A 20,016-nucleotide genomic window follows, 5' to 3' on the forward strand; every position below is an offset into this window, starting at 1 on the left:
TTTACTGACTGCGGCTGTAAGGCAAGGCGGAGGCACGGAACTTAGCGCGATTCCCGGAAATTTCCTTGGGGTGTCCTCTGCATATCAGCTATCGTAAAGCCTAATGCGATGGATGGTTTTCCAGAATGGCCGGGTTATAGCTCTCGCATATGTCAGCTATTTGGTCCATGATGAAGTATCGTAACCATTCTTGCTGCTGGTACAGGCGAGTTGTGGTGCCTAACTGAGAGAACAAGTGGAGACCTGCCTGATGTCCGATTTTCTTTCCGGTCTTGTTGGAAAGGTAGAGAGCGCACTGGGGACCAGCCTGTCTGGCGCTGTCCAGCAGCAACTGCAAAGCCTGTTGCAGCCCGGCACACTGGAAGGCATTTTGTCCAAGGCGGATGAAGCTGGCCTTGGCGACAAGGTGCGCTCCTGGATTGGGCATGGTGAAAACCTGCCAGCAACACCTGATGAAATTCGGGATATTCTGGGCAGCAGCACGGTCCATGACCTTGTGGCGCGCACCGGCCTGCCAGCGGATGCTGTTTTAACGGCCGTGGCACATTTTCTGCCAGCCGCAGTGGACAAAACCACGCCTGATGGCACCTTGCCCACGCAGGCTCCAACCAAAGACGCCTGAATTGCACAGCGCCTTTCCGGCGGGGCCTATCTTCCTGCCCGGAAAGGCGACGCGTCCGGCTGCCCGTAAAAGCTGGAGAAAGTGCAAGGTGCGTTCAGGACCATAATCCCCTATGGTGGACACATGAGTTTAGGTGAACGCATAACCGCAATAGATAGCTGGCTGCTGGATAAAGCGTGCCAACCCTTGGCTGACCGTCTGCCCGAAAAGCTGAATGCGCTTGATCTGGGCATGAGTTTTCAGTTGGGGTCTTTGCTCTTTTCGGCCGTCTCCATCATTGCGGTTTTTGTGCTGAATGGCATGAGTGACTTCAGCAACATGATTTTCAATGTGCTGATATGGGGCCTGTGCATTACCTTTTTTGTCGCCCTGACCCGTATGCGGGTTCTGGTCAAACCGGGGCATCCAAACCCTTTCCGGTACATGCTGCAAGGGGTCAGGCTTATGTCTATCCCTTTCACGCTTTATACGCTGTATCAGGCCTATACCGTGCCGCCACCGTATTTTATGCCAATGTGGTTTAATGCCCTGTCCAACCTGGTTTTTGTGGTTGGCCTGTATCTGATTTCCTGCCAGCCTCGTCCACCCAAAGCGCGTGCGCGAGAGGATGTCTGGACCCGTCACCTGCGTGAAGTGGGTACCAACTAATTTTCTGGCAGGGTCTGGCCGGAGCCTGCATTCACGGCGGCAGTAGAGTGTTGGTCCGCTGGATAGGTATGGGACGGACCATGCAGGCTCCGCCCCAATAGCGTGGCTCACCTAAAAAAAATTATAGCAAGATCCTTCGTTTGTGGCCCGATACCAGCATAAACTCCGTTGATGTTTGCCTGAATAATCCGAACAAAAAGCAGTCCGGCCTTCTTGGAGGTGCGGCTTTACCCTCCTTTTTTCTAAGCCAGTAAGGACAAGTGTGTGACCACGACAAACATGACCGAACCGGGGCAGAAACTGCCCTCCGCAAAACTAGCGCTGCTTTCTCTGGCATGTGGTGCGTTTGCAATTGGCGTGACGGAGTTTACCCCAATGGGGCTGCTGCCAGTGCTTGCTGAAGGGGTGCATGTCAGTGTGCCCAAAGCAGGCGGCCTGGTAAGTGCTTATGCCTTTGGCGTGATGGGCGGTGCGCCTGTTATCACGCTGTTTCTGGCACGGTACCCGCGTAAATATGCTTTGATCGGGCTGATGGTCCTGTACGCCATTGGAAATCTGGCCTCTGCCATGAGTGGGAGTTACAGCCAGTTGCTATGGGCGCGTGTCCTGACAAGTTGTGCCCATGGGGCCTTCTTTGGTCTGGGGGCTGTTGAAGCCGCAAGTCTTGTCGCACCCAACCGTCAGGCGAGCGCTGTGGCCAGCATGTTCATGGGGCTGACTGTTGCCAATATCTTCGGTGTGCCTGCGGCTACATGGCTGGGGGACACACTGGGCTGGCGCTCCGCTTTTGCAACCATATCCTCTTTAGGGCTGATTGCCGGTGTGGCGTTGTGGAGCGCACTGCCCTTGGCAGAGGCTGGCCCGAGGCCGGATGTTCGGGCGGAGCTGAAAGCTATCCTGCGGCCCAATACCCTCATGGCGCTCGGGGTCACGGTGATCGGGGCGGGGGCGATGTTTGAACTCTATACTTATATCGTGCCCATGTTGGAGACGATTACCAAAGCAGGCCCCACGCTCATAACAGCAGCCCTAATGCTTATCGGGGTTGGTTTTAGTGTCGGGAACAGTCTGGGCGGACGTGCTGCGGACCGGTCTCTGGTTGGCACATTGCTGACAGTGTTTCCGCTGCTTGGCGCGATTATGCTCATCTTCCCGTTTGCGGCGCGTACACCTGTGGGGGCTTTGGTGGGTGTGTTTCTGTGGGGCGTGGCGTGCTTTTCCCTTACACCAGCCTTACAGATCCGTACCATGACAGCCGCACACGATGCCCCGGCCTTGGCTTCAGCCGTCAATATTGGTGCATTTAATCTTGGGAACGCACTCGGGGCCGGTTTGGGCGGTGCTGTTCTGTCCCTTGGGCTCGGCTACCCCATGGTCTCTGTTGCTGGTTTGGGGCTGGGGCTGCTTGGCGCACTGATGGTACTTATGTCGCGCACCGGGCGGCTTGCTCCCTAACGGGCTTTCTTAAGCCTAAGGTCTGCACGCATATTTCACCATTTATGCGTGCAGCTTTTAACAAAAAAAATCAGGGATTATCCTGATCGTGCTCGCCTTGCGCTATGCGGGCCTGCACAGAGCTGCGCCACGGTGCATCTTTAGGCGCGGCATCCAGTGCTTTACGGAACAATTCAAGCGCGTCAGGTGTCACGTGACTGTTGGCACGTGTCATGGCCTCAGCCGTACGGGCGGCAACTTCCGGGTCAAAGCTGATCTGGAGCGCGTGGTTCCAGGCCTCCGCAGCTTCTGCGTAATGCGCGCGGGACGCTTCAGCCTGACCTAATAGCAGATATCCCTGCCGCCGGTTGGGGTCTGTGTCAGGAAGCTGTGCCAGAGTTTGCCGCAGGCGGGCCAACACACCATCGTTGCGGGTGTTTTCCATATGTTGTGCCACAAGCCGGGGGCCGAGGGGCTGCGCTGGTAGGTTTGGCACGCCGTTGGTCAGATAAAGCCCAATGGCAGCAAGTGGGATGACCCCAAGCCCGACCCACACAAGAGGGGAGGCTATGGCATCGCGCGCCTCTGTCGGTGCTGTATCTGCTGTTAAAATACGGCGTTGAATTTCCAGCCGGGCAATATCGTGCTCGGTCGGGGCGATCAGACCTATGGCAAGGTCACGGTCAATTTCTGAAAGCTGAGCCTCGTGCAGCGCAAGTGCTGCGCTACGTTCATCCCGTATCAGGCGTGTGCGCCGCCACAGGGGCAGCGCTGTGGGAGTGAGAGCCAGAAGGCTTAAAAGAGCAATGGAGAGCCAGATCATGTGCTCATTCCTTCGTCAGCTTGGCAAGACGGGCTTTTTCTTCGTCTGATAGGGGCGGCGGCGCTTTGGGGGAAGTAGCACGACGGCGATAGGCAAAAAACGCCAGTGCCAGCCCAATGCTCAGCGCCAGAGCAGGCATGCCCCACAACAGCAACGTACCGCCAGAAAGCGGCGGGCTTAAGCGGATAAAGTTGCCATACCGTGCGACCATCCAGTCCATGACCTGACGGTCTGTCTCACCTTTGGCAACATGCTCCCGCACAACGCGGCGCAGGTCTCGCGCAAGGCCGGCACTGCTGTCTTCAATGGATTCATTCTGGCAGACAAGGCAGCGCAACTGGGAGCCAATGGCCTCGGCGCGCGCTTCCTGCTTGGCGTCTGGCAGCATTTCGGACGGGTCATCTACCGCCAGAACCAGAGCAGGGGCCAGCAGAACACTCAGGCCCAGCAGAAATGCGGGTATGAGGCGGCGAAGGCGGAAGGATGGCAGACAGTTCATGGTGTTTTCAACTTTGCCAGTAAAGGCACCAGCGTCTGGCGGATTGTCTCTACATCAAGTGGAGTGGCCGTATGCCAGCGGATAACACCCCCCGGCCCGATCAGAAATGTTTCCGGCACGCCGGAAATTCCCCACTCAATACCCACGCGTCCATCCCGGTCGCTGCCAAGGCGCGTGAAGGGATTGCCGGAATGTTTCAGGAAGTTGGCTGCGTTTTCCGGGCGGTCCTTGTAGGCAATGCCCCAAAGCTCAAGGTCATCTTTCAGGGCAACCAGTGTTGGCATTTCCGCAAGACAGGGAATGCACCATGAGGCAAAGAAATTGACCAAAACAGGTTTGGTCAAGGCTTTGAGGTCCTGCGTTGCAAAGCCCTGACCGGGGGCTTGGTCAGGGAGGGTGAAGTCTGGCACAGGGCGGTTAAGGACCGGGGCGTTCACATCATGCGGGTTGAAGGACCCGCTCTGCATCCCGGCCAGCATTTTCCAGAACCCGACCCCCAGTACGGCGGCCCCGGCAAGGGGCAGACCCATCATGAGCCTGCGGCGCGTGAGGGAAGGCTGTGGCTGTTGGGGTTGAGTGGTCATGCTGCTGTCACCGTGCTGGTAGAGGCGTTGCGGGCCCGGCGGGGTGCTCCCACACGCATCCGTCGGTCAGAAAGGGAGAGTGCGCCACCCAGCGCCATAATCAGGGCGCCAAGCCACATCCATGGCGCAAGGGGGTTATAATGCAGGCGCAACACATAAGTTGGGGCAGCATCCGTACCGTGCTTGTCACCCAGAACGCCATACAGGTCTGAAAGCAGGTTGGTGTGAATGGAGACCTCGGTTGTGGTCTGGTTCTGGCTGTTAAAGCTGCGCTTTGAAGGGTGCATGACGGTTACAATTTTCCCGTTGTGCCGAACCTCTAGCGTGGCGACCATGGCGGTATAATTGGGGCCGGGTTCCTGCTCTACTTTTTGCAGCGTCCAGTCGTAACCAGCAAGATGCTCGGTCGTGCCAATGGGAACATCCACAATCTTGTGCTGGGCCTGAGACATGGCAGCCAGGCCAAGAACGGTAACACCAACCCCGGCATGGGCCAGAGCAGTCCCAAAAATGGAGCGGGGGAGCATCCGGGCGCGTTGCAGGCTGCCTGCGAGCGGCATACGGAACAGTTTTATGCGCTCTACAATATCCGTGATGCTGGCCGTAATAATCCAAACCGCCACAGCACAGGAAAGAGCAGGCAACACGCCAGAAACACCATAGAAGGCCACAGCGCAGGCAAGAGCCGTCAGAAGGGCAGCAACCCAGAGCCGTTGCAGAACTGGCCAGAGTTGTGCGCGCTTCCAGGGGAGCATGGGGCCGAAACCCATGAATATGAACAATGGCAGTGCCAGCGGAATGGTAGTGGCATCAAAGAAGGGTTTACCCACAGAAATGGTGCGGTCAAACAGCAGGGACATGAAAGGCGGGTACATGGTACCTGTCACCACAACGGCGCAGATGGAGCACAACAGAATGTTGTTGAGCACTAAGGCGCCCTCGCGGGACACAGGGGCGAAAAGGCCGCCTGCGGTAAGCGCCGGGGCGCGATAGGCGAACAGAGCCAGAGAGCCGCCAATAACAGCAGCCAGCAAGCCAAGAATAAAGATGCCGCGTGCGGGGTCGTTCGCAAAGGCATGAACAGAATTCAGAATACCCGAACGCACCAGAAATGTTCCGGAGAGCGAGAACGAGAAGGTGGCAATGGCCAGCAGGACTGTCCAGATTTTCAGACCTTCGCGTTTTTCAACCACAATGGCGGAGTGCACGAGTGCCGTGCCGGTGAGCCATGGAATGAGAGACGCGTTTTCTACGGGGTCCCAGAACCAGTAGCCGCCCCAACCCAGCACGTAATAGGACCACCAGGACCCTAGCGCGATGCCACAGGTCAAAAAGCACCAGGCGGCCACAGCCCATGGGCGTACCCAGCGGCCCCATGCGGCATCAACCCGGCCTTCCATAAGCGCGGCAATGGCAAAGGCAAACGGTACGGCAAAGCCAACATAGCCGGTGTAGAGAATGGGGGGGTGGAAGGCCAGACCGGGGTCTTGTAGCAGCGGGTTCATGCCCTGACCGTCCATCGGGGCGGGCCAGACACGGGCGAAGGGGTCAGACGTAGTCAGGCAGAAAAGTTCAAACCCGGCAGCAACAAGGCCCAGCACGGCAATAACCCGCGCCCGTAAGGCTGTGGGCAAGTTACGCCCAAAGGCCGCTACGGCCGCGCCGCAAATGCCCAGAATGAGCGCCCAAAGCAGGACCGAGCCTTCATGGTTACCCCACACGCCCGTAATTTTATAAAGCAGGGGTTTGGAGACAGCGCTGTTGGCCGCAATGTTCTGAACGGAGAAGTCATTTGTAACCGCAGCGTAGATCAGACACAGGAAGGATACTGCCAGCCCGATAAGCTGACCAATGGCCAGCCCCGGTGCAAGCATCATCACGCGTCTGTCGCGCCGGTGCGCGCCTATAAGCGGGAAAACGCCCTGTGCGGCGGCAAAAATACAGGCAAGTGCCAGGGCGTAATGTCCGAGTTCGGGGCTCAGCATATCTGGGGGGTAACTCCCGGGGGCTTAAAAAACTGTCAGATCAGGGCTTGGTGGCAGCCGGTGCGGGAGAGTCCGGGTTTGCCTTTGTCTTCTGGGCATCCTGCGCGGTCATGGTGTTCCAGCTTTCCGCGCTGGGTGGTGGCCCGAAACGCGGATCCCACTTGCCGGATTTTTTCAGGGCTTCAGCCACTTCCTTAGGCATGTAGGTTTCGTCATGCTTGGCAAGGACCTCACTGGCAACAAACCCATCCTTATGCATGGTGCCGACAGCTACAACGCTTTGCCCTTCCCGGAACAGGTCAGGCAGAATACCCTCAAACCGCACCGTGACGGCAGCCTGTCCGTCTGTCACGTCAAAACGGGAAACGGGGGTTTCGCCCTGTTTTTCCTGTTTGACAGACCCGGCAACAACCATACCACCCAAACGAACTGTGCGGTCGGCAGGTGGGGGCTTGGCCTCAACCTGTGATGGTGTGACAAAAAACACGATATCGGAGGAGAACGCCTGAAGCATCAGGGCTGCGGCGGCGCCAAGGCAGGTCACACAGGCGATAACAAGCCAGAGACGGCGGGTCTTGCGGGTCATGGAGAAGAAGAAGCTCCTGGAGGGCGCGAAGAAGGACGTTCCAGCAGGGCCAGTCTGGCCCGTGCTGTTTTAAGGCGCAGGGTGGCGTTCACTGTCAGCGCAATGGCAAGACCGGCAAACAGGCCATAGCTGGCAAGAATATAAGGTAGATGGGTCATGCGGCGTCTCCCCGACGGCGTGGGTTGGAGAGCAGGCTACGCACCCGGCTTTCCATGACCGCAGCTCTCAGGCGTGCGATGACAATGGCGGCAAAGCCCAGTGAAATGCCGAGCATGGACAGGCCAAGGGGCCACAACATGCTGCTGGACATGGTTGGCGCACCGGTCAGGGTAATGCTGTCTGGCTGGTGCAGTGTATTCCACCATTGCACGCTGAATTTAATAATAGGCAGGTCAACAGCACCGGCCAGTGCCAGAATGGCTGCCGCGCGGTAGCCACGTTGTGGATCATCAAAGGCACGGATAAGCGCAATATGGCCCAGATATAGGAAAAACAGCACCAGAACAGAGGTCAGGCGTGCGTCCCACACCCACCATGTGCCCCACATGGGCTTACCCCAGAGTGAGCCGGTAGCAAGGCAGACAGCAGTAATACACGCGCCGACCGGCCCGATTTCCACCGCGGCAAGGTCTGCTAGAGGGTGCCGCCAGACTAGCGAAAGCAGCCCACATAACGCAAGGGCCGCGTAGCCGCTGGATGCCAGAATGGCAGTTGGAACATGCACATACATAATGCGCACGGAATCTCCTTGCTGCCAGTCTGCCGGCGCAAAAAAGAGCCCCCAGCCAAGACCTGCAAAGGTGAAAAGCAGCGCAAGCCCGGTCAGCCACGGTTGCAGCCGCGCAGCCAGTCTTAAAAATCGGCCGGGGTTGGCATACCGATGAAACAGGCTGCCAGTACGGGCAACAAGAGACGGTGAGGCGGTCAAGGGTCTGTCCGTTTCGTTTTCAAAACCAGTAGAGCGGCACCATCATCTGCTCTGTGGGGGGCGTCAAGACGTATGCTCACATCTTCTCCTATATCATTCAGCCCCTCTTGACACGAGGCCGTTGTTCATGGGCGTCCTGCCTGCACAACACAACAGGAGAGCATGATGCTGTTTGCCGTTATCTGTACCGACCGCCCGAATGCGCTTGAAACCCGTAAGGCTACACGCGCGGAACATGTGGCGTTTCTGGACCAATACAAGGCATCAATCCAGTTTGCGGGACCTCAACTCGATGTGAACGGAGCCCCTATTGGCAGTCTGGTCCTTCTTGATGTGGCGGATCGTGCTGCCGCGGAAGGCTTTGCCGCAGCGGATCCCTACGCAAAGGTAGGGTTGTTCGAAAGCGTGATTATTCGTCCGCTTCGCACGGTTTTCCGTGATGGCGCACTGGTGGAGTAGCCCATGGCATACTGGCTGGTAAAAAGTGAGCCCGATGCTTTTAGCTGGGACGAACAGGTAGCCAACGGGGTTGAACCCTGGACCGGGGTAAGAAACCATCAGGCCAAGAAAAATCTTGCCAGCATGAAGGTGGGGGATAAGGCCTTTTTCTACCATTCCAACGTGCAGAGAGCCATTGTTGGTGTGGTGGAGATTGTGCGGGAAGCCTACCCTGACCCAACGGCAGAAAGCGGACAGTGGGTGTGTGTGGATGTCAAAACGGTAGAGGCTGTGCCGCTGCCTGTAACACTGGCAACCATTAAACAGACGCCAGAACTGGAAGATATGGCGTTGATACGCCAGTCTCGCCTGTCGGTCTGCGCGGTCTCAGCAGAGCACTGGCGTATTCTGTCCCGTATGGGTGGGCTGAAAACACCAGCCTAGTTTTATAAGCACAGGCACCCGGTTTATGGGGTGCCTGTGCACGGCAGGCTCAGCCTTGTGTGGCAAGCGTCCACAACTGGCCAGCGCGGTTGCCCGAGCGACAATAGCTGAAGACTGGCCCCGGCAGTGTGTTCAGTGCTTCCTGCATCTCAATGACCGCATCGGATGACGGTGCCTGACCGCCCACAACCGGAATGGCAATAAAAGACAGACCAGCGGCCTGCGCAGCTTCTGCCACGGTTTGTGCTGTGGGCTGGCCGGGGTCTTCATGGTCCGGGCGTGTGCAGATAATGGTCTTGAACCCGGCATCACGGATGGCAGGAATGTCCTGAACCGTGATTTGGGGAGCAACCACAAAACTGTCTGAGAGAGCGCGATAGGCAACCATTGTTTATATCCTGACTAGAGTGGAAAAGCGGACGGCTTAGCCACGAATGAAGTAAAGATCCGAATACAGGTTTTTCAAAGCAGCCTTGGTGGCCATGCACCGGCGGACAAGGTGGGCCCGCAGATCAAAAGCAGCTTTCTGCACCATGGGGTCTTTGATAGTGGAACTGATTTCCGGGTGGCGTGCAATGCAGGCTTTAAGTTCCGGCTCGTTCAGGTTCAGCCCGGAATTAATTTCCTTCATGGTGTCATTGTAGTCTTTTTCTACAAAGGCATCAGAGTACCATTCCGTCAGAGCAGACTGGGTTTTGCCCTGCTTGACCAGATAGGTGAAGGTCAGAAAGCCGGTTTCTGGCGCGGCATTGCCAACCTTTATGGTCATGCGGCAGGAGCGGCGGGAATAAGGCGGCACATTAATATCCGGCATGGCTGTTGCCGCCGTAACCTGTACAGGGGGCAGGGCCGCAGCAGGAGCGTTTGTAACGCTTTTCTGGCCGTTATCTTCATCCCGCGCACGCTGCCATGCTTCAGCCAGAAGGCCATTATAGCGTGGGGAATAGCAATAATCTGACCCGGTCTGGGCAGATTTCAGTGCGTCTTGCTCAGCTTTTTCCTGCGGCGTGAGCGCGCAGGCCGTTACGCTCAGGAGCGTTAAAACACAGCCTGCATGCAGGGCTGTGCGGAAACGCAGGGGGAGGGAAGAGCGTCGTGGCTCTGGCATGACTCGACTCCTGTTGTGGCACCGTGGGCGCAGAGAAAAAACACGGTTTAGTTCTGTAAAACCTTCGGGCGGTGGTTACAATGCCATTGCCTGCGCCTGCTGCAATGCAGATACCTGACAGGGCAAAGGGAGTAGCGTGGTACCCCGCCGTTCCCCCGAATTTGTAAGGTGCGTCCTGTTTGCGCAGTGTGAAACTTATTGCGCCGCCACGCTTTTATGAGAAACACGCAGAGCATATGCTCTGCCAGCACGTTGTGTCTCTTTAAGCAGTGATATGATAGAGACATGACAACCGGATATGAGAGAGCAGCGCACACCCTGCGCCGCTGGTCGATATGGCGGTAGCGTGGCGGCCATGAAAGAGAAGAGGCACAAATGAGCACCAATGACACAGCCAGCAGCGATATGGTCTCACTCAAGCTTAGTGGCCAGGACCTGACCGAGCTTGAAAACGCACTGGCACGGGTTGAGGCTGGTAAAGGGGTGCTTGTGCGGCTGGCAGACCTTATGGGCGGTGCTGTTGGCCATGCCGCACGCCTCGGGCTGCGTGGGTTGGGCATGGCTCCCAGCTTTGAAAGCAAACTTCAGGGCCTTGCCGAAAGCGCCATTGCCCGCGCGTTTGATGTATCCGTTCTGGGTATGCGCTCTGTTGATGACAGCCCGGCGGAGCTGAATGCATGGCGTACCCCAGCCTTGCAGGCAGCCGTTGCGGTTTCAGGTGCTGTCGGCGGCTTTGCTGGTCTGGCTGGTCTGGCCCCGGATATTGGCTTCACCACGCTTACCATCATGCGGGAAATTGCACGCATTGCGCGGGAGGAAGGGGAAGACCTGTCAGACCCGGACGCCCGTATCGCCTGCCTTGAAGTCTTCGCCCTCCGCGCTTTCCCCAATGCGCGTTCTGAAGAAGAAAACGAGCTTGGCTATTTCTCGGCTCGTGCCCTGCTGCGTGGCCGTCCCGTGGTCATGCTGATCTCTGAAGTGGCGTCTCACTACGGGTTGGCTCTTGGTCACAAAATCTCGCTTCAGCTCATGCCAGTTGCAGGTGCGTTGTGTGGCGCGTCTCTCAACACAGCATTTTTAAACCATTATCAGGCCCTGGCGCGGGCGCACTTCACTATCCGCCGTCTGGAGCGTGAGCATGGTCCTGTTGTGCGGGATACCGCCATTGCCATGCGGAGCCAGCCACGGAGCTAACGTTTTTTGAGCAGCCATTGCCTGCTGTTTTGTATGGCAGGAGGCAATGGCTCTGCCGTCTCTTCCGCTAGTCGGGAACACCGGAGTGACTGTTTCAGCAAATGTGGGAAAAGCTTGCTCTAACTCTGCCCCTTATTCAGGCCCCTATGGCAGGGGTTGCGACACCTGCCTTGGCGGCGGCGGTCTCCAATGCCGGTGGGCTTGGTTCCTTGGGGCTGGGTGCCTCAACAGTGGAGCAGGCCCGGCAGATGGTTGCTGCCCTTAAAGCACAAACGCGCGGCCCGTTTAATCTAAACGTGTTTATTCACGCAGCACCACAGAGAGATCTGGCGCAGGAACTGGCGTGGTTGAAACAGGCCTCGCCCGTGTTTGAAAAATTTGGTGCCACGCCTCCATCAGCATTGCAGGAAATTTACACCAGTTGTCTGGATAACCCGGACATGGTTCGCCTGCTTGTGGAAGAAAGACCGGCGGTCGTCAGCTTTCATTTTGGTGTGCCGTCTGCGGACCTCTGTACGGCCTTGAAAGCAGAGGGTATTCTCCTGTTGGCAACGGCCACCTGCGTGCAGGAGGCTCGGTTACTGGAGAAAGCTGGCATTGACGCCATTATCGCCCAAGGCTTTGAAGCCGGAGGCCATAGGGGCATGTTTGACCCCCAAAGCCCGGATGACCAACTGAGCACTTTGGTGCTTACCCGTTTGCTGGTGCGGGCCTGTCAGGTTCCCATTATTGCAGCGGGCGGCATTATGGATGGGTACGGAGTGGCGGCAGCACGGGCATCAGGCGCAATGGCGGCCCAGCTCGGCACTGCGTTTATCGGGTGTCCTGAATCCGCTGCGGATGCAGCGTACCGCGCTGCCTTGACCGGTCCAGGCGCTTACCATACCCGCATGACACCGGTGATCTCGGGCAGACCCGCACGCACCTTGCCAAACATGTTTATGGAACATTTTGGTGAACGGCCTGCGCATCAAGTCCCAGCCTACCCCGTGGCTTACGATGCTGCCAAAGCTTTGCATGCGGCAGCCAAAAATCATGGCGAATTCGGGTTTGCGGCACAGTGGGCGGGGCAAGGTGCGCCGCTGGCACGTACCTTACCTGCGGCAGAACTGGTGGCTGTGCTCATGCAGGAGGCCGGAGGGGTAGCCTTGTGACGCGTAGGTACGCACCGCAAGGTTACGTTTTTTTCGCCCTGTAACATCAGCGGGTAAACATCAGGCTTGTCGTTAGCCTTTTTGATTTATTCCCGCTGGCTTTGTTTCATCAATTACAACAGTTGCTACCAGCGCAAACAGCAGCATCAGCCCTGCTATAATTTCTGCGGTCAAATGGTAATGGGGGGCACAGAACCTCAAAACCCCCGCCAGAACAATGCCAATAACGCAGGCAAGGCGCAGTGTCATTTGCATGGTGGGGGTGTTCTCCTGTGCCAGTCTTGTTTGTAGCGCTTATGCTGTAACCGGCGAGGGGAGTGGTGTGCCCGCTGCCATGGCCGCAACATTATCAAGCGCTAACATACACATTGCTGTCCGGGTTTCCACTGTTGCGCTGCCAACGTGGGGGGTCATGAACACATTAGGTAAAGCCAGAATGCGGGGGTCGGGGTTGGGTTCGTTCTGGTAAACGTCCAGACCGGCACCGGCCAGTTGCCCGGAGCGCAAGGCATCTATCAAGGCGCGTTCATCAATAAGGGAGCCACGGGCGGCATTAACCAGCACGCTACCGCGCGGGAGCAGCCCCAATGTACGCGCAGTCATGAGCGGTGGGCCGTTAGGGGCACCGGGCATGTGCAGTGTGAGGATGTTGCATTTGGGCAGCATATCCTCAAGGTTGGCATAATATGTAGCACCTTGTTCCTGCGCGGCATCAAGCTGGCGGCGGTTATGGTACAGAACGGTCATGCCAAACCCGCGGGCGCGCTGTGCAACAGCCTGCCCAATGCGGCCCATGCCAACAATGCCAAGTGTCTTGCCACTCACGCGATGGCCCAGCATCTCATCCATACCCAGGGTATGGCCCCAGCCTTTCTTCATGAGGGTGTAATATTCCGCTGCCCTGCGGCAGGCGGCAATAATCAGCATCATGGTCAGGTCGGCGTTGCAGTCGGTCAGCACATCCGGAGTGTTGGAGACCGCAATGCCGCGGGCCAGCAGGGCCGGTACGTCAAGATGGTCCAGACCCACGCTCACCGTTGCAACCAGTTTTACGCAGTCTGGCAGGGCTGCAACATCCTCTCCTTTCAACGGAGCATGATGGGTAACAAGGATGGCTGAGGGCTGGAAATCACGCGCCAGTTTGAGGATGGCCGCCGTATCCAGCGGCGCGGCAGGAGACGGGGGCGCCTGAAATTCCGTCTCAATGCGTTTTTCAGCAGCGGACAGCAGGCGAATGGAGCGGATAAGGCGCGGTTTATCAGCAGACATGAGCAGTCCTGAAAAAGAAGGTAAGATTGAGTTTTTGCACAGCCACGCTAGCATGGTGCTTATAAAAGATCATGGGACGGCATAACTAGAAAGGAAAGGGCTTGGGCGCGCTCTTTCGTCAACACTATCGTGACTGGTTGCATGGCAGCGCAAAACACAAACGCAGATTGGGGAGCAGGAAGGCAGCATGGCAGAGCAGGGGGTAACGCCGGAAATCTTACTGGGTGCCTATGCCGCTGGCCTGTTCCCAATGGCTGCGAGTGCTGAAGACCCGGAACTGCAATGGTATGACCCGGACCCCCGTGGCATTTTGCCGCTGGAGGGTTTCCATTTGCCCAAACGGTTGCAGCGGACAGTTCTGTCTGACCGGTTTGAGGTCACAACGGATCAGGATTTTCCGGGCGTTATGAAGGGCTGTGCCACCCCGGCACCGGGGCGGGAGGACACATGGATCAATCAGGAAATTTTCCGGTTGTTCTGTGCCCTGAACCAGATGGGGTATGCGCATAGTGTGGAGTGTCGGCAAAATGGGGCGTTGGTTGGGGGGTTGTACGGCGTAGCGTTGGGCGGTGCCTTTTTTGGTGAGAGCATGTTCAGCCGCGCAACAGATGCCTCAAAGGTGGCTTTGGTGCATCTTGTCGCCCGCCTGCGGTTGCAGGGGTTTTTGGTGCTGGACACACAGTTTGGTACAGACCATCTCTCTCGTTTTGGTGGCGTTGAAATCCCGGCGGATGACTATAAGGCAACGCTGGAACGGGCTGTCCAGATGCTGCCATGTTGGCGTAATACAGTACCGGACGATATGCTAAGAGCCGAAATAAAGGCCATGCGGAGTGGGTGAGACACTCACGGCAAGGACCACCAGGCGATAATAAGGAAACAGACGCGTTATGACACTTAGCCACTTACGCCGGAAGACGGGCCTTCTGACCCGATGCTGCCTTCTGGCAGGCATATCGCTTGGTATGGGCGTGACAGTACCGTCCGTAGTTTTTGCGGAAGATGCGCCCGCCGCGTCTTCCATGCCCACACCTGCTGCACCAGCGGCGGAGCACCCCCGCCTTACCCCGGCGCGGGATGCGATTGTGGATTACATTTTCCAGCCGAAACCTCCGGCAGGAGGGGCTCAAACCGCAACACCCCCTGTGGCCACGCCTGAGCGGCATGTGCAGGTTCTGTTCTCGGGTGATGGCGGGCTGATGCGCATTCGCTACCTGAAAGACATGACAAACGATAACTCGCGTGGCTCGGTTATTATCAACCGTGCGGCGCAAGAGGTTATTATCATTCGGGATGACCAGAAAATTTACACCCGTCTGGTGCAGCAGGATGTGGCGCGTAATTCGTTCCTGCTGGATATGTCCATGCAGTTTACCCGCAAAGGGGCTTCTCAGGTTATCGGGCAGGCCTGCACACTCTGGGATGTTCAGAGCGCGCAGGGCAAGGGTACAGCTTGCGTTACGGAAGACGGATTTGTGCTTGAGCAGGATGGCGTGGATGTTGATGGGCTGAATGGCCACCTCAAGGCTATCCGCATTTCCTATGATGCTCTGCCCGCAAGCGTGTTCACTCCGCCCACGGGGTATCAGGAAGTGCGGATCCATGCCCCAAAAGGCGCACCAACGGACGGCGATGGCACGGAGAAAGCTCCCACGGCCCCGTCTATTCCAGGTGGTGTAGGCCCGACTGCAACCGTACCGTCTGCCCCTACAACCGATACGCAGCCCCCTGTCCCAGCCGATGGGCCGACGCAATGAGGTTTGTGCGGCTGGGTCGTGCGCTTCCGGCCTGTGTTCTTGCGGGAGCAAGCATGGTGCTGGTGGGGGGTATCACTGTACCTTCCCATGCTCAGACAGGAGCACCCGTCGCGTCAGGGGCTTCGTCTGACGCCTGCAATCAGACGGCCCCGTGTATTACGCCTTCCACTGATGCTGATGTGCTCTACGAACTGGCGTCCCCTACCGGGGATGCTACCATGAAGCAGCGTATGCGGTGGCAGGTTGCCTCTCTGCGGCAACGGTTGGACCCTGAAAATTCTTCTGTTTTCATGGTGACATCGTGGCCTGAGCATACATTGAGCGTGGTGGATGTGCCCCGGCACAAGCAGAGCACAATGCCAGCCCCAAGCCAGAACCTGACCCCGCCCGGCCATCCCGCCATGATAGGCACCTATGCGCGTTTGGGGAGTTCCATAGTGGCGGGGGAAAGCTGCACAGTATGGCGCACAAAGGATACGGACGGACATGCCAATGACGTCTGTTATACGTCAGACGGCTTGCTGTTGCAGGTCGCGCAAGGGCAGCAGATTACGGTACGCGCCCTGAGCGTAAGCCGAAGCCCGCAGCCTGACTCGGTTTTTGCCATTCCGGCAGGCCTGCGTCAGGAAGCTCCGGCAACACCCTGACATGCAGGCCACCCGGCCCGTATCCGGAACGACAGGGTTGCGGAGTGATGATGAGAAGGCAGACTAAAGTTCATTCATACGGTGCTATGCTGGCAGTAGTATTAGCCGGTGCTCCCTGCTTTTCTGCTCCGGTTCTGGCGCAGGCACCCGAGCATGGGCCCGTTGCTGCTAACTTGGCGCCGATTGTTACCGGGCAGGGTGGGGTGTCCGTTTGTCTGACCTCCCAGCAGGACGAACAGGCGACATCTCTGCTGGTTGTACCCTCCGGGACAGTGTTTGAGGCTTCTACCGGGCCGGGTGGCCACACGGCGCAGGCCTTTGTCACGACCGAGACGGTGACCCTGACCAAGGCTCAGCCCTGTGGCATTGCCGATGCTTCAACCGTCGTGTCCCACACGCGGCACTGGCTGGTAAACCCGGTCAAGCCTCAGGCGGACACCCAGTTTCATCCGGTAGGAGATGTAAGCGGCAACGGGGTGGATACCTCCTTTGGGGATGAAGATGAGACGTTGCGTCATGCCATTTCATCCGGCCATCTTCTCGCGCGTGTGCAGGGGAGTTTGCACGATACGGTGTTTCTGACCGAAAGTGATGCGGATATTGAAGATCCGGACGCGCCCGCCAAGCCCTAAAAAATCTTACGCAAGAGCCCCGGCAGCAGAATGGAAAGGGGGTTTACATGAAAATCCGGCTTGTCCAGCTTGCCCGAGAGATTAAAGGTCATGGCCAACAGGCCACCGTTTTTCTCAGGGCTGAACAGGCGCCCAATGCCGGGCAAGCGGCCGGGTAGGCGGTTGAGTGCAAAAATGGGCACAACCGTGCCGTCCAGATCCAGCTTGCCGTGGTCAAGATCAATGTTCCCTTCCAGCGTGGCACCCAAGGCATCGTTGCCTGTGCTGCTGTCATGAATACGCAGAACACCGTCTGAAAACGTGACCGGCATGCTGAGGTGCGTGATCTCAAATTCCGGGGATTTGCGGCTGTTGATCCAGCCGTAAAGGGACAGATTACGGGCCAGCAGAACAGTCTCTGGTGCTTTGGTAAGCACAAAGGGGCTGACTTTCAGAACGCCGCTGAAGGGCGCTGCGGCCAGTGTGTCGTCAAATGTGCCCTCTAACAAGGCATGACCGCCTTTGACATTGGGCATGATGTTGAATGCGGTCAGAAAACCGCCCATGTCGGGAATGGTCACATGCAGGCTGCGTTTTGCCCCCTCCGGGGTCAGATGCATGGTAGCGGGAGCAGGGCCACTCATGCTGAACTGCATTTTTTCCAGCCTTAGCCCGTTATGTTCAAAATGACCTTTCACCATGCTCAGGGCTGGCTTGGTGTAGTTATAGAGCAGCGCATCGCTTTGCAGATCAATGACCCACGCATTGCCGGGCGGGCCATGCAAGGTTCCGCTGGCTGCTTCTGGGACATGATAGCCTCCCGTGGTTTTACCAGCAGGGGCAGGCGTTGCCGGGTCATTCTCCAGCAGAGGCGTCAGATCCAGCATGGAGGCATACACCCCAACCTGAATGGTTTTGTCCGGCGTGTTGTAAGGCAGGATAAGCCGGGCGTGCCCCTGCGAGCGTTCAATATGGAACGAGGAAATAAGCAGTTCCGGCGCTTTGTTAGGCTGGAGAAAAGCGTACCCCTTAACCGCCAGATTGGGGCCAGAGGCAGAAAGATTGTCAACTCCGGTAATGGTGCCGTCAAACAGGTTGAGGTCGGCTGATGCCTTGGCAGCACGCCCTGCGGCCTTGTGCCAGAGCGGAATGCGTATTTTGGCGGGTGTCAGGTCAAGATTCAGGCCTACGGTGGCCTGTTTGTTTTCTAGCTTGGCGTAGTCTACCGCCAGTGTGGCGCTCCCATCAAAATGGTCTCCCGCAGCAAAGCCTGCGCTGGCGGCAGAGGCCGGAGTGATGTGCGCCAAAACATGGGCTTTTTCTGAAACCTCTGTGGGTTTGAGAGACCGGAAATCCATGAAATAGGCGACATCTGCCGGTAGCCCACCCAGCGCGGCATGGCCGCTGAGATCCATTTTCTCAGTGGTGGCATTAATCTTGAAGCTGCCGTTGGTAATGGCACGCCCCATCACAACATTGCCAAGATGCGTTTGCGTAACAGTGGCGTGGGCATCCACGCTCATCTGGTCCGTGGTGACATCGCTCTCCAAAGGCAGGCTGAGTGTAAAGGCCGCCGTGGCTTTACCGGAGGGTGCGGTAAAACTGAGCGGGTGGCGTGAGAGCAGGTGCAGTCGGGGTTCGGCCAGAAGTGCCAGAATATCGCGTAAATTCCCATGCAGTTCGGTCGCAATGGTGGCGGTCTGGTCCTTTTTGGTCAGGCCAAAGATCGTCATGCTACCGGCCCCAGCATCTACCCTGCCAACGCCAGTTGCGCCGACATTCTTGTCCGCCAGATTGATCAGTTGGTAGCCGTGATCAAACGTGATTTTCAGCGTATCAAGGTCAGAGACAGACAGGTGGGCATTCATGCCCAGCAGCGGGGAAATGGGGCGGAGCCAGTGAACCGTGAGGCCGGAGGCATCCACCCCGCCGGTAGCCCCTGTAACATCCAGCCCTTTCCAGCCCTGCGCACTATGTAGCGCCAGCGTAACATGCAGGTCACGGGCCTGCCCGGTGGTGATGTTTTTCATCACCCACTCACGGCCACCCTTGGCCATTTTTGTAGGCCAGAACTGGGCTATATTATCAAAATCAACATGCGGAATATCAACATCAACCTGTCCGGCCAATGCCTGCGGGCTGACCAAGTCTGACGCATTAAGCGTGCCGCGAGCCTGAATACTGACCCCTTTTTCGGGTGCGTCTGGTTTGTCAGGGTCCAGCAGGTCCAGCGTCAGATCTTTAACTGCCAGAATGGCAGGCACATGGGTGCCAGACTGATGGTTGAGGTCAACATGCACAGCCGCATGACCGTGTTTGAGCAGAAAACGGGAATGAGCCGCTTCCAGCGGGCCTGCGCCAATATCTGCTGTCAGATCAAGTGCTGTGGGCAAAAGCCATGTGCTGCCGGGGGCGGGTGCAAAAACAGCATCAGCCGTCAGGGCGACAGTGTTTTTTACGGTGGCAAGTGCCGGGGCCAGAACAGCAAATTGCGCAGGCTGAGCGGGTGCAAGGGCAATATGCCACTGTACGGTTTTGTCCGGCATACGGGTGCCGGTTGCTGTCAGGTTAAGCCGTGCGCCGGATTTTGCGCCAGTCAGTGTCAGGCTGCCCGTTCCGGTTACACCGTATTTACCATCATTTTGTGTAAGGGTGACGTCACCTTCAACTGGCGCGGCAGTCCAGTGGGTGCCGGTCAACTGATCATCCATCGTCACGGTGGCGTTATGGAGGCTTAGCCGCGTAATATCCAGAAAATCAGGCACGACAGGCGTTTTGGCCGTCTTGTCCTGCGTTGGGTGCTGGTCAGGTTTCAGGGCAGCAAGGGTTACACTGCCATCTTTCCCTCTGCGTAGCGCAAGGTGCACGCCACTCACATCCAGCATCCGCAGGCCTATGGCCCCACGCGCCAGAGCCAGAGGGTCCAGTGTTGCGTCCGCCTGTTCAATGACATCCGGGGCAGAGTGATCCGCTTTCTGCATCTGCACGTTACGGAGGGACAGCACTAACGGTGCGCCCAAGCCATCATGCAGGCTGTCCCAGCGGAGTTGGGCGTGCTTCAGTGTCAGCGTTGTTTCTGGCGGTTGGCCGGGAGCGCCCTCCTGCACGGTCAGGGGCAGGAAAGGCCGGACAAGAGGTGTAATATTTACTGGCCCGAACATCATCCGCACCAACAATGCGCCACAGCCAGCAAGCGGGACGCTCACGCTACACGCTACAACAACAAGGCCAATGCGGAGCAGCTTTTTGTGCAAAGGGCGCGGGAGGTCTTGACCTGTTGAAGTC

23 protein-coding genes are annotated in these 20,016 nt (G+C 57.6%); 11 read left to right on the top strand and 12 right to left on the bottom strand.

The genetic code is table 11. From position 1 onward, the window contains the following. Positions 1-250 precede the first annotated feature (250 nt). From Abci_RS05080 to Abci_RS05090, 3 genes are all read left to right on the top strand, one after another. Complete coding sequence (locus Abci_RS05080; RefSeq protein WP_048838061.1) at positions 251-622, top strand: YidB family protein; 372 nt, start codon at positions 251-253, stop codon at positions 620-622. A 123-nt stretch (positions 623-745) separates the two neighbouring features. Beyond that, a complete protein-coding gene (locus Abci_RS05085; protein ID WP_048838062.1) occupies positions 746-1,270 on the top strand; it encodes a hypothetical protein in 525 nt (174 codons plus the stop codon). A 279-nt stretch (positions 1,271-1,549) separates the two neighbouring features. Beyond that, positions 1,550-2,725 carry an MFS transporter gene (locus Abci_RS05090; protein WP_048838063.1) on the top strand — a complete coding sequence of 392 codons (1,176 nt, stop codon included), beginning with the start codon at positions 1,550-1,552 and terminating at the stop codon, positions 2,723-2,725. Between the two features lie 70 nt (positions 2,726-2,795). Here the strand turns inward: Abci_RS05090 and ccmI are convergent, their stop codons facing one another. Genes ccmI through Abci_RS05125 form a run of 7 tightly spaced genes read right to left on the bottom strand, consistent with a single transcriptional unit; the run spans position 2,796 to position 8,109 of the window. Continuing rightward, positions 2,796-3,527, bottom strand: coding sequence for a c-type cytochrome biogenesis protein CcmI (gene ccmI / locus Abci_RS05095; protein ID WP_048838064.1), 732 nt, complete (start codon positions 3,525-3,527; stop codon positions 2,796-2,798). A 4-nt stretch (positions 3,528-3,531) separates the two neighbouring features. Further along, on the bottom strand, positions 3,532-4,026 hold the full coding sequence (locus tag Abci_RS05100) for a cytochrome c-type biogenesis protein (RefSeq protein ID WP_048838065.1): 495 nt from the start codon (positions 4,024-4,026) through the stop codon (positions 3,532-3,534). After that, positions 4,023-4,610, bottom strand: coding sequence for a DsbE family thiol:disulfide interchange protein (locus tag Abci_RS05105; protein WP_048838066.1), 588 nt, complete (start codon positions 4,608-4,610; stop codon positions 4,023-4,025). The genes Abci_RS05100 and Abci_RS05105 overlap by 4 nt, the downstream gene beginning before the upstream one ends. Further along, positions 4,607-6,595 carry a heme lyase CcmF/NrfE family subunit gene (locus Abci_RS05110; RefSeq protein WP_048838067.1) on the bottom strand — a complete coding sequence of 663 codons (1,989 nt, stop codon included), beginning with the start codon at positions 6,593-6,595 and terminating at the stop codon, positions 4,607-4,609. The genes Abci_RS05105 and Abci_RS05110 overlap by 4 nt, the downstream gene beginning before the upstream one ends. A gap of 40 nt (positions 6,596-6,635) precedes the next feature. After that, positions 6,636-7,181 carry a cytochrome c maturation protein CcmE gene (ccmE, locus tag Abci_RS05115; protein ID WP_048838068.1) on the bottom strand — a complete coding sequence of 182 codons (546 nt, stop codon included), beginning with the start codon at positions 7,179-7,181 and terminating at the stop codon, positions 6,636-6,638. Further along, positions 7,178-7,339 carry a heme exporter protein CcmD gene (locus Abci_RS05120; RefSeq protein WP_108912397.1) on the bottom strand — a complete coding sequence of 54 codons (162 nt, stop codon included), beginning with the start codon at positions 7,337-7,339 and terminating at the stop codon, positions 7,178-7,180. The genes ccmE and Abci_RS05120 overlap by 4 nt, the downstream gene beginning before the upstream one ends. After that, the gene (locus Abci_RS05125) at positions 7,336-8,109 is read right to left on the bottom strand and encodes a heme ABC transporter permease (RefSeq protein WP_048838069.1); all 774 of its coding nucleotides are present in this window, start codon (positions 8,107-8,109) and stop codon (positions 7,336-7,338) included. Before Abci_RS05125 ends, Abci_RS05120 begins: the two co-directional genes overlap by 4 nt. 165 nt (positions 8,110-8,274) lie before the next feature. Here Abci_RS05125 and Abci_RS05130 point away from each other — a divergent pair, with 165 nt between their 5' ends. Both Abci_RS05130 and Abci_RS05135 read left to right on the top strand, forming a co-directional pair. Next, positions 8,275-8,568, top strand: coding sequence for a YciI family protein (locus Abci_RS05130; RefSeq protein ID WP_048838070.1), 294 nt, complete (start codon positions 8,275-8,277; stop codon positions 8,566-8,568). A 3-nt stretch (positions 8,569-8,571) separates the two neighbouring features. Next, a complete protein-coding gene (locus Abci_RS05135; protein WP_048838071.1) occupies positions 8,572-8,991 on the top strand; it encodes an EVE domain-containing protein in 420 nt (139 codons plus the stop codon). A 49-nt stretch (positions 8,992-9,040) separates the two neighbouring features. Here the strand turns inward: Abci_RS05135 and Abci_RS05140 are convergent, their stop codons facing one another. Both Abci_RS05140 and Abci_RS05145 read right to left on the bottom strand, forming a co-directional pair. Next, positions 9,041-9,379, bottom strand: a complete 339-nt coding sequence (locus Abci_RS05140; RefSeq protein ID WP_048838072.1) for a TIGR01244 family sulfur transferase — start codon at positions 9,377-9,379, stop codon at positions 9,041-9,043. Between the two features lie 36 nt (positions 9,380-9,415). Further along, on the bottom strand, positions 9,416-10,099 hold the full coding sequence (locus tag Abci_RS05145; protein ID WP_048838073.1) for a hypothetical protein: 684 nt from the start codon (positions 10,097-10,099) through the stop codon (positions 9,416-9,418). A 375-nt stretch (positions 10,100-10,474) separates the two neighbouring features. On the opposite strand from Abci_RS05145, the gene Abci_RS05150 reads away from it, so the two are divergent. Both Abci_RS05150 and Abci_RS05155 read left to right on the top strand, forming a co-directional pair. Next, positions 10,475-11,293, top strand: a complete 819-nt coding sequence (locus Abci_RS05150; RefSeq protein WP_048838074.1) for an EcsC family protein — start codon at positions 10,475-10,477, stop codon at positions 11,291-11,293. Positions 11,294-11,394: 101 nt separating this feature from the next. Then, positions 11,395-12,447, top strand: a complete 1,053-nt coding sequence (locus tag Abci_RS05155; RefSeq protein WP_048838075.1) for an NAD(P)H-dependent flavin oxidoreductase — start codon at positions 11,395-11,397, stop codon at positions 12,445-12,447. 72 nt (positions 12,448-12,519) lie between these two features. Here Abci_RS05155 and Abci_RS05160 read toward each other — a convergent pair whose 3' ends face one another. Together Abci_RS05160 and Abci_RS05165 are read right to left on the bottom strand one after the other, a co-directional pair. Beyond that, positions 12,520-12,702: a hypothetical protein gene (locus Abci_RS05160; protein WP_048838076.1), complete on the bottom strand. Its 183-nt coding sequence runs from the start codon at positions 12,700-12,702 to the stop codon at positions 12,520-12,522. A 39-nt stretch (positions 12,703-12,741) separates the two neighbouring features. Further along, positions 12,742-13,716 carry a 2-hydroxyacid dehydrogenase gene (locus Abci_RS05165; RefSeq protein ID WP_048838077.1) on the bottom strand — a complete coding sequence of 325 codons (975 nt, stop codon included), beginning with the start codon at positions 13,714-13,716 and terminating at the stop codon, positions 12,742-12,744. Between the two features lie 187 nt (positions 13,717-13,903). On the opposite strand from Abci_RS05165, the gene aat reads away from it, so the two are divergent. From aat to Abci_RS05185, 4 genes are all read left to right on the top strand, one after another. Then, positions 13,904-14,557, top strand: coding sequence for a leucyl/phenylalanyl-tRNA--protein transferase (gene aat / locus Abci_RS05170; protein WP_048838078.1), 654 nt, complete (start codon positions 13,904-13,906; stop codon positions 14,555-14,557). Between the two features lie 49 nt (positions 14,558-14,606). After that, positions 14,607-15,473, top strand: a complete 867-nt coding sequence (locus Abci_RS05175) for a DUF4412 domain-containing protein (RefSeq protein ID WP_048838079.1) — start codon at positions 14,607-14,609, stop codon at positions 15,471-15,473. Further along, entirely contained in the window at positions 15,470-16,120 is a 651-nt protein-coding gene (locus tag Abci_RS05180; RefSeq protein ID WP_048838080.1) for a hypothetical protein, read from the top strand. The genes Abci_RS05175 and Abci_RS05180 overlap by 4 nt, the downstream gene beginning before the upstream one ends. Positions 16,121-16,206: 86 nt before the next feature. Then, the gene (locus Abci_RS05185) at positions 16,207-16,752 is read left to right on the top strand and encodes a hypothetical protein (protein WP_048838081.1); all 546 of its coding nucleotides are present in this window, start codon (positions 16,207-16,209) and stop codon (positions 16,750-16,752) included. Here Abci_RS05185 and Abci_RS05190 read toward each other — a convergent pair. After that, positions 16,749-19,985: an AsmA-like C-terminal region-containing protein gene (locus Abci_RS05190; RefSeq protein WP_048838082.1), complete on the bottom strand. Its 3,237-nt coding sequence runs from the start codon at positions 19,983-19,985 to the stop codon at positions 16,749-16,751. The two genes, Abci_RS05185 and Abci_RS05190, sit on opposite strands and share 4 nt — an antisense overlap. Positions 19,986-20,016 lie beyond the last annotated feature (31 nt).

Origin of the sequence: Acetobacter cibinongensis (assembly GCF_000963925.1) — a bacterium.
GTDB lineage: Bacteria > Pseudomonadota > Alphaproteobacteria > Acetobacterales > Acetobacteraceae > Acetobacter > Acetobacter cibinongensis.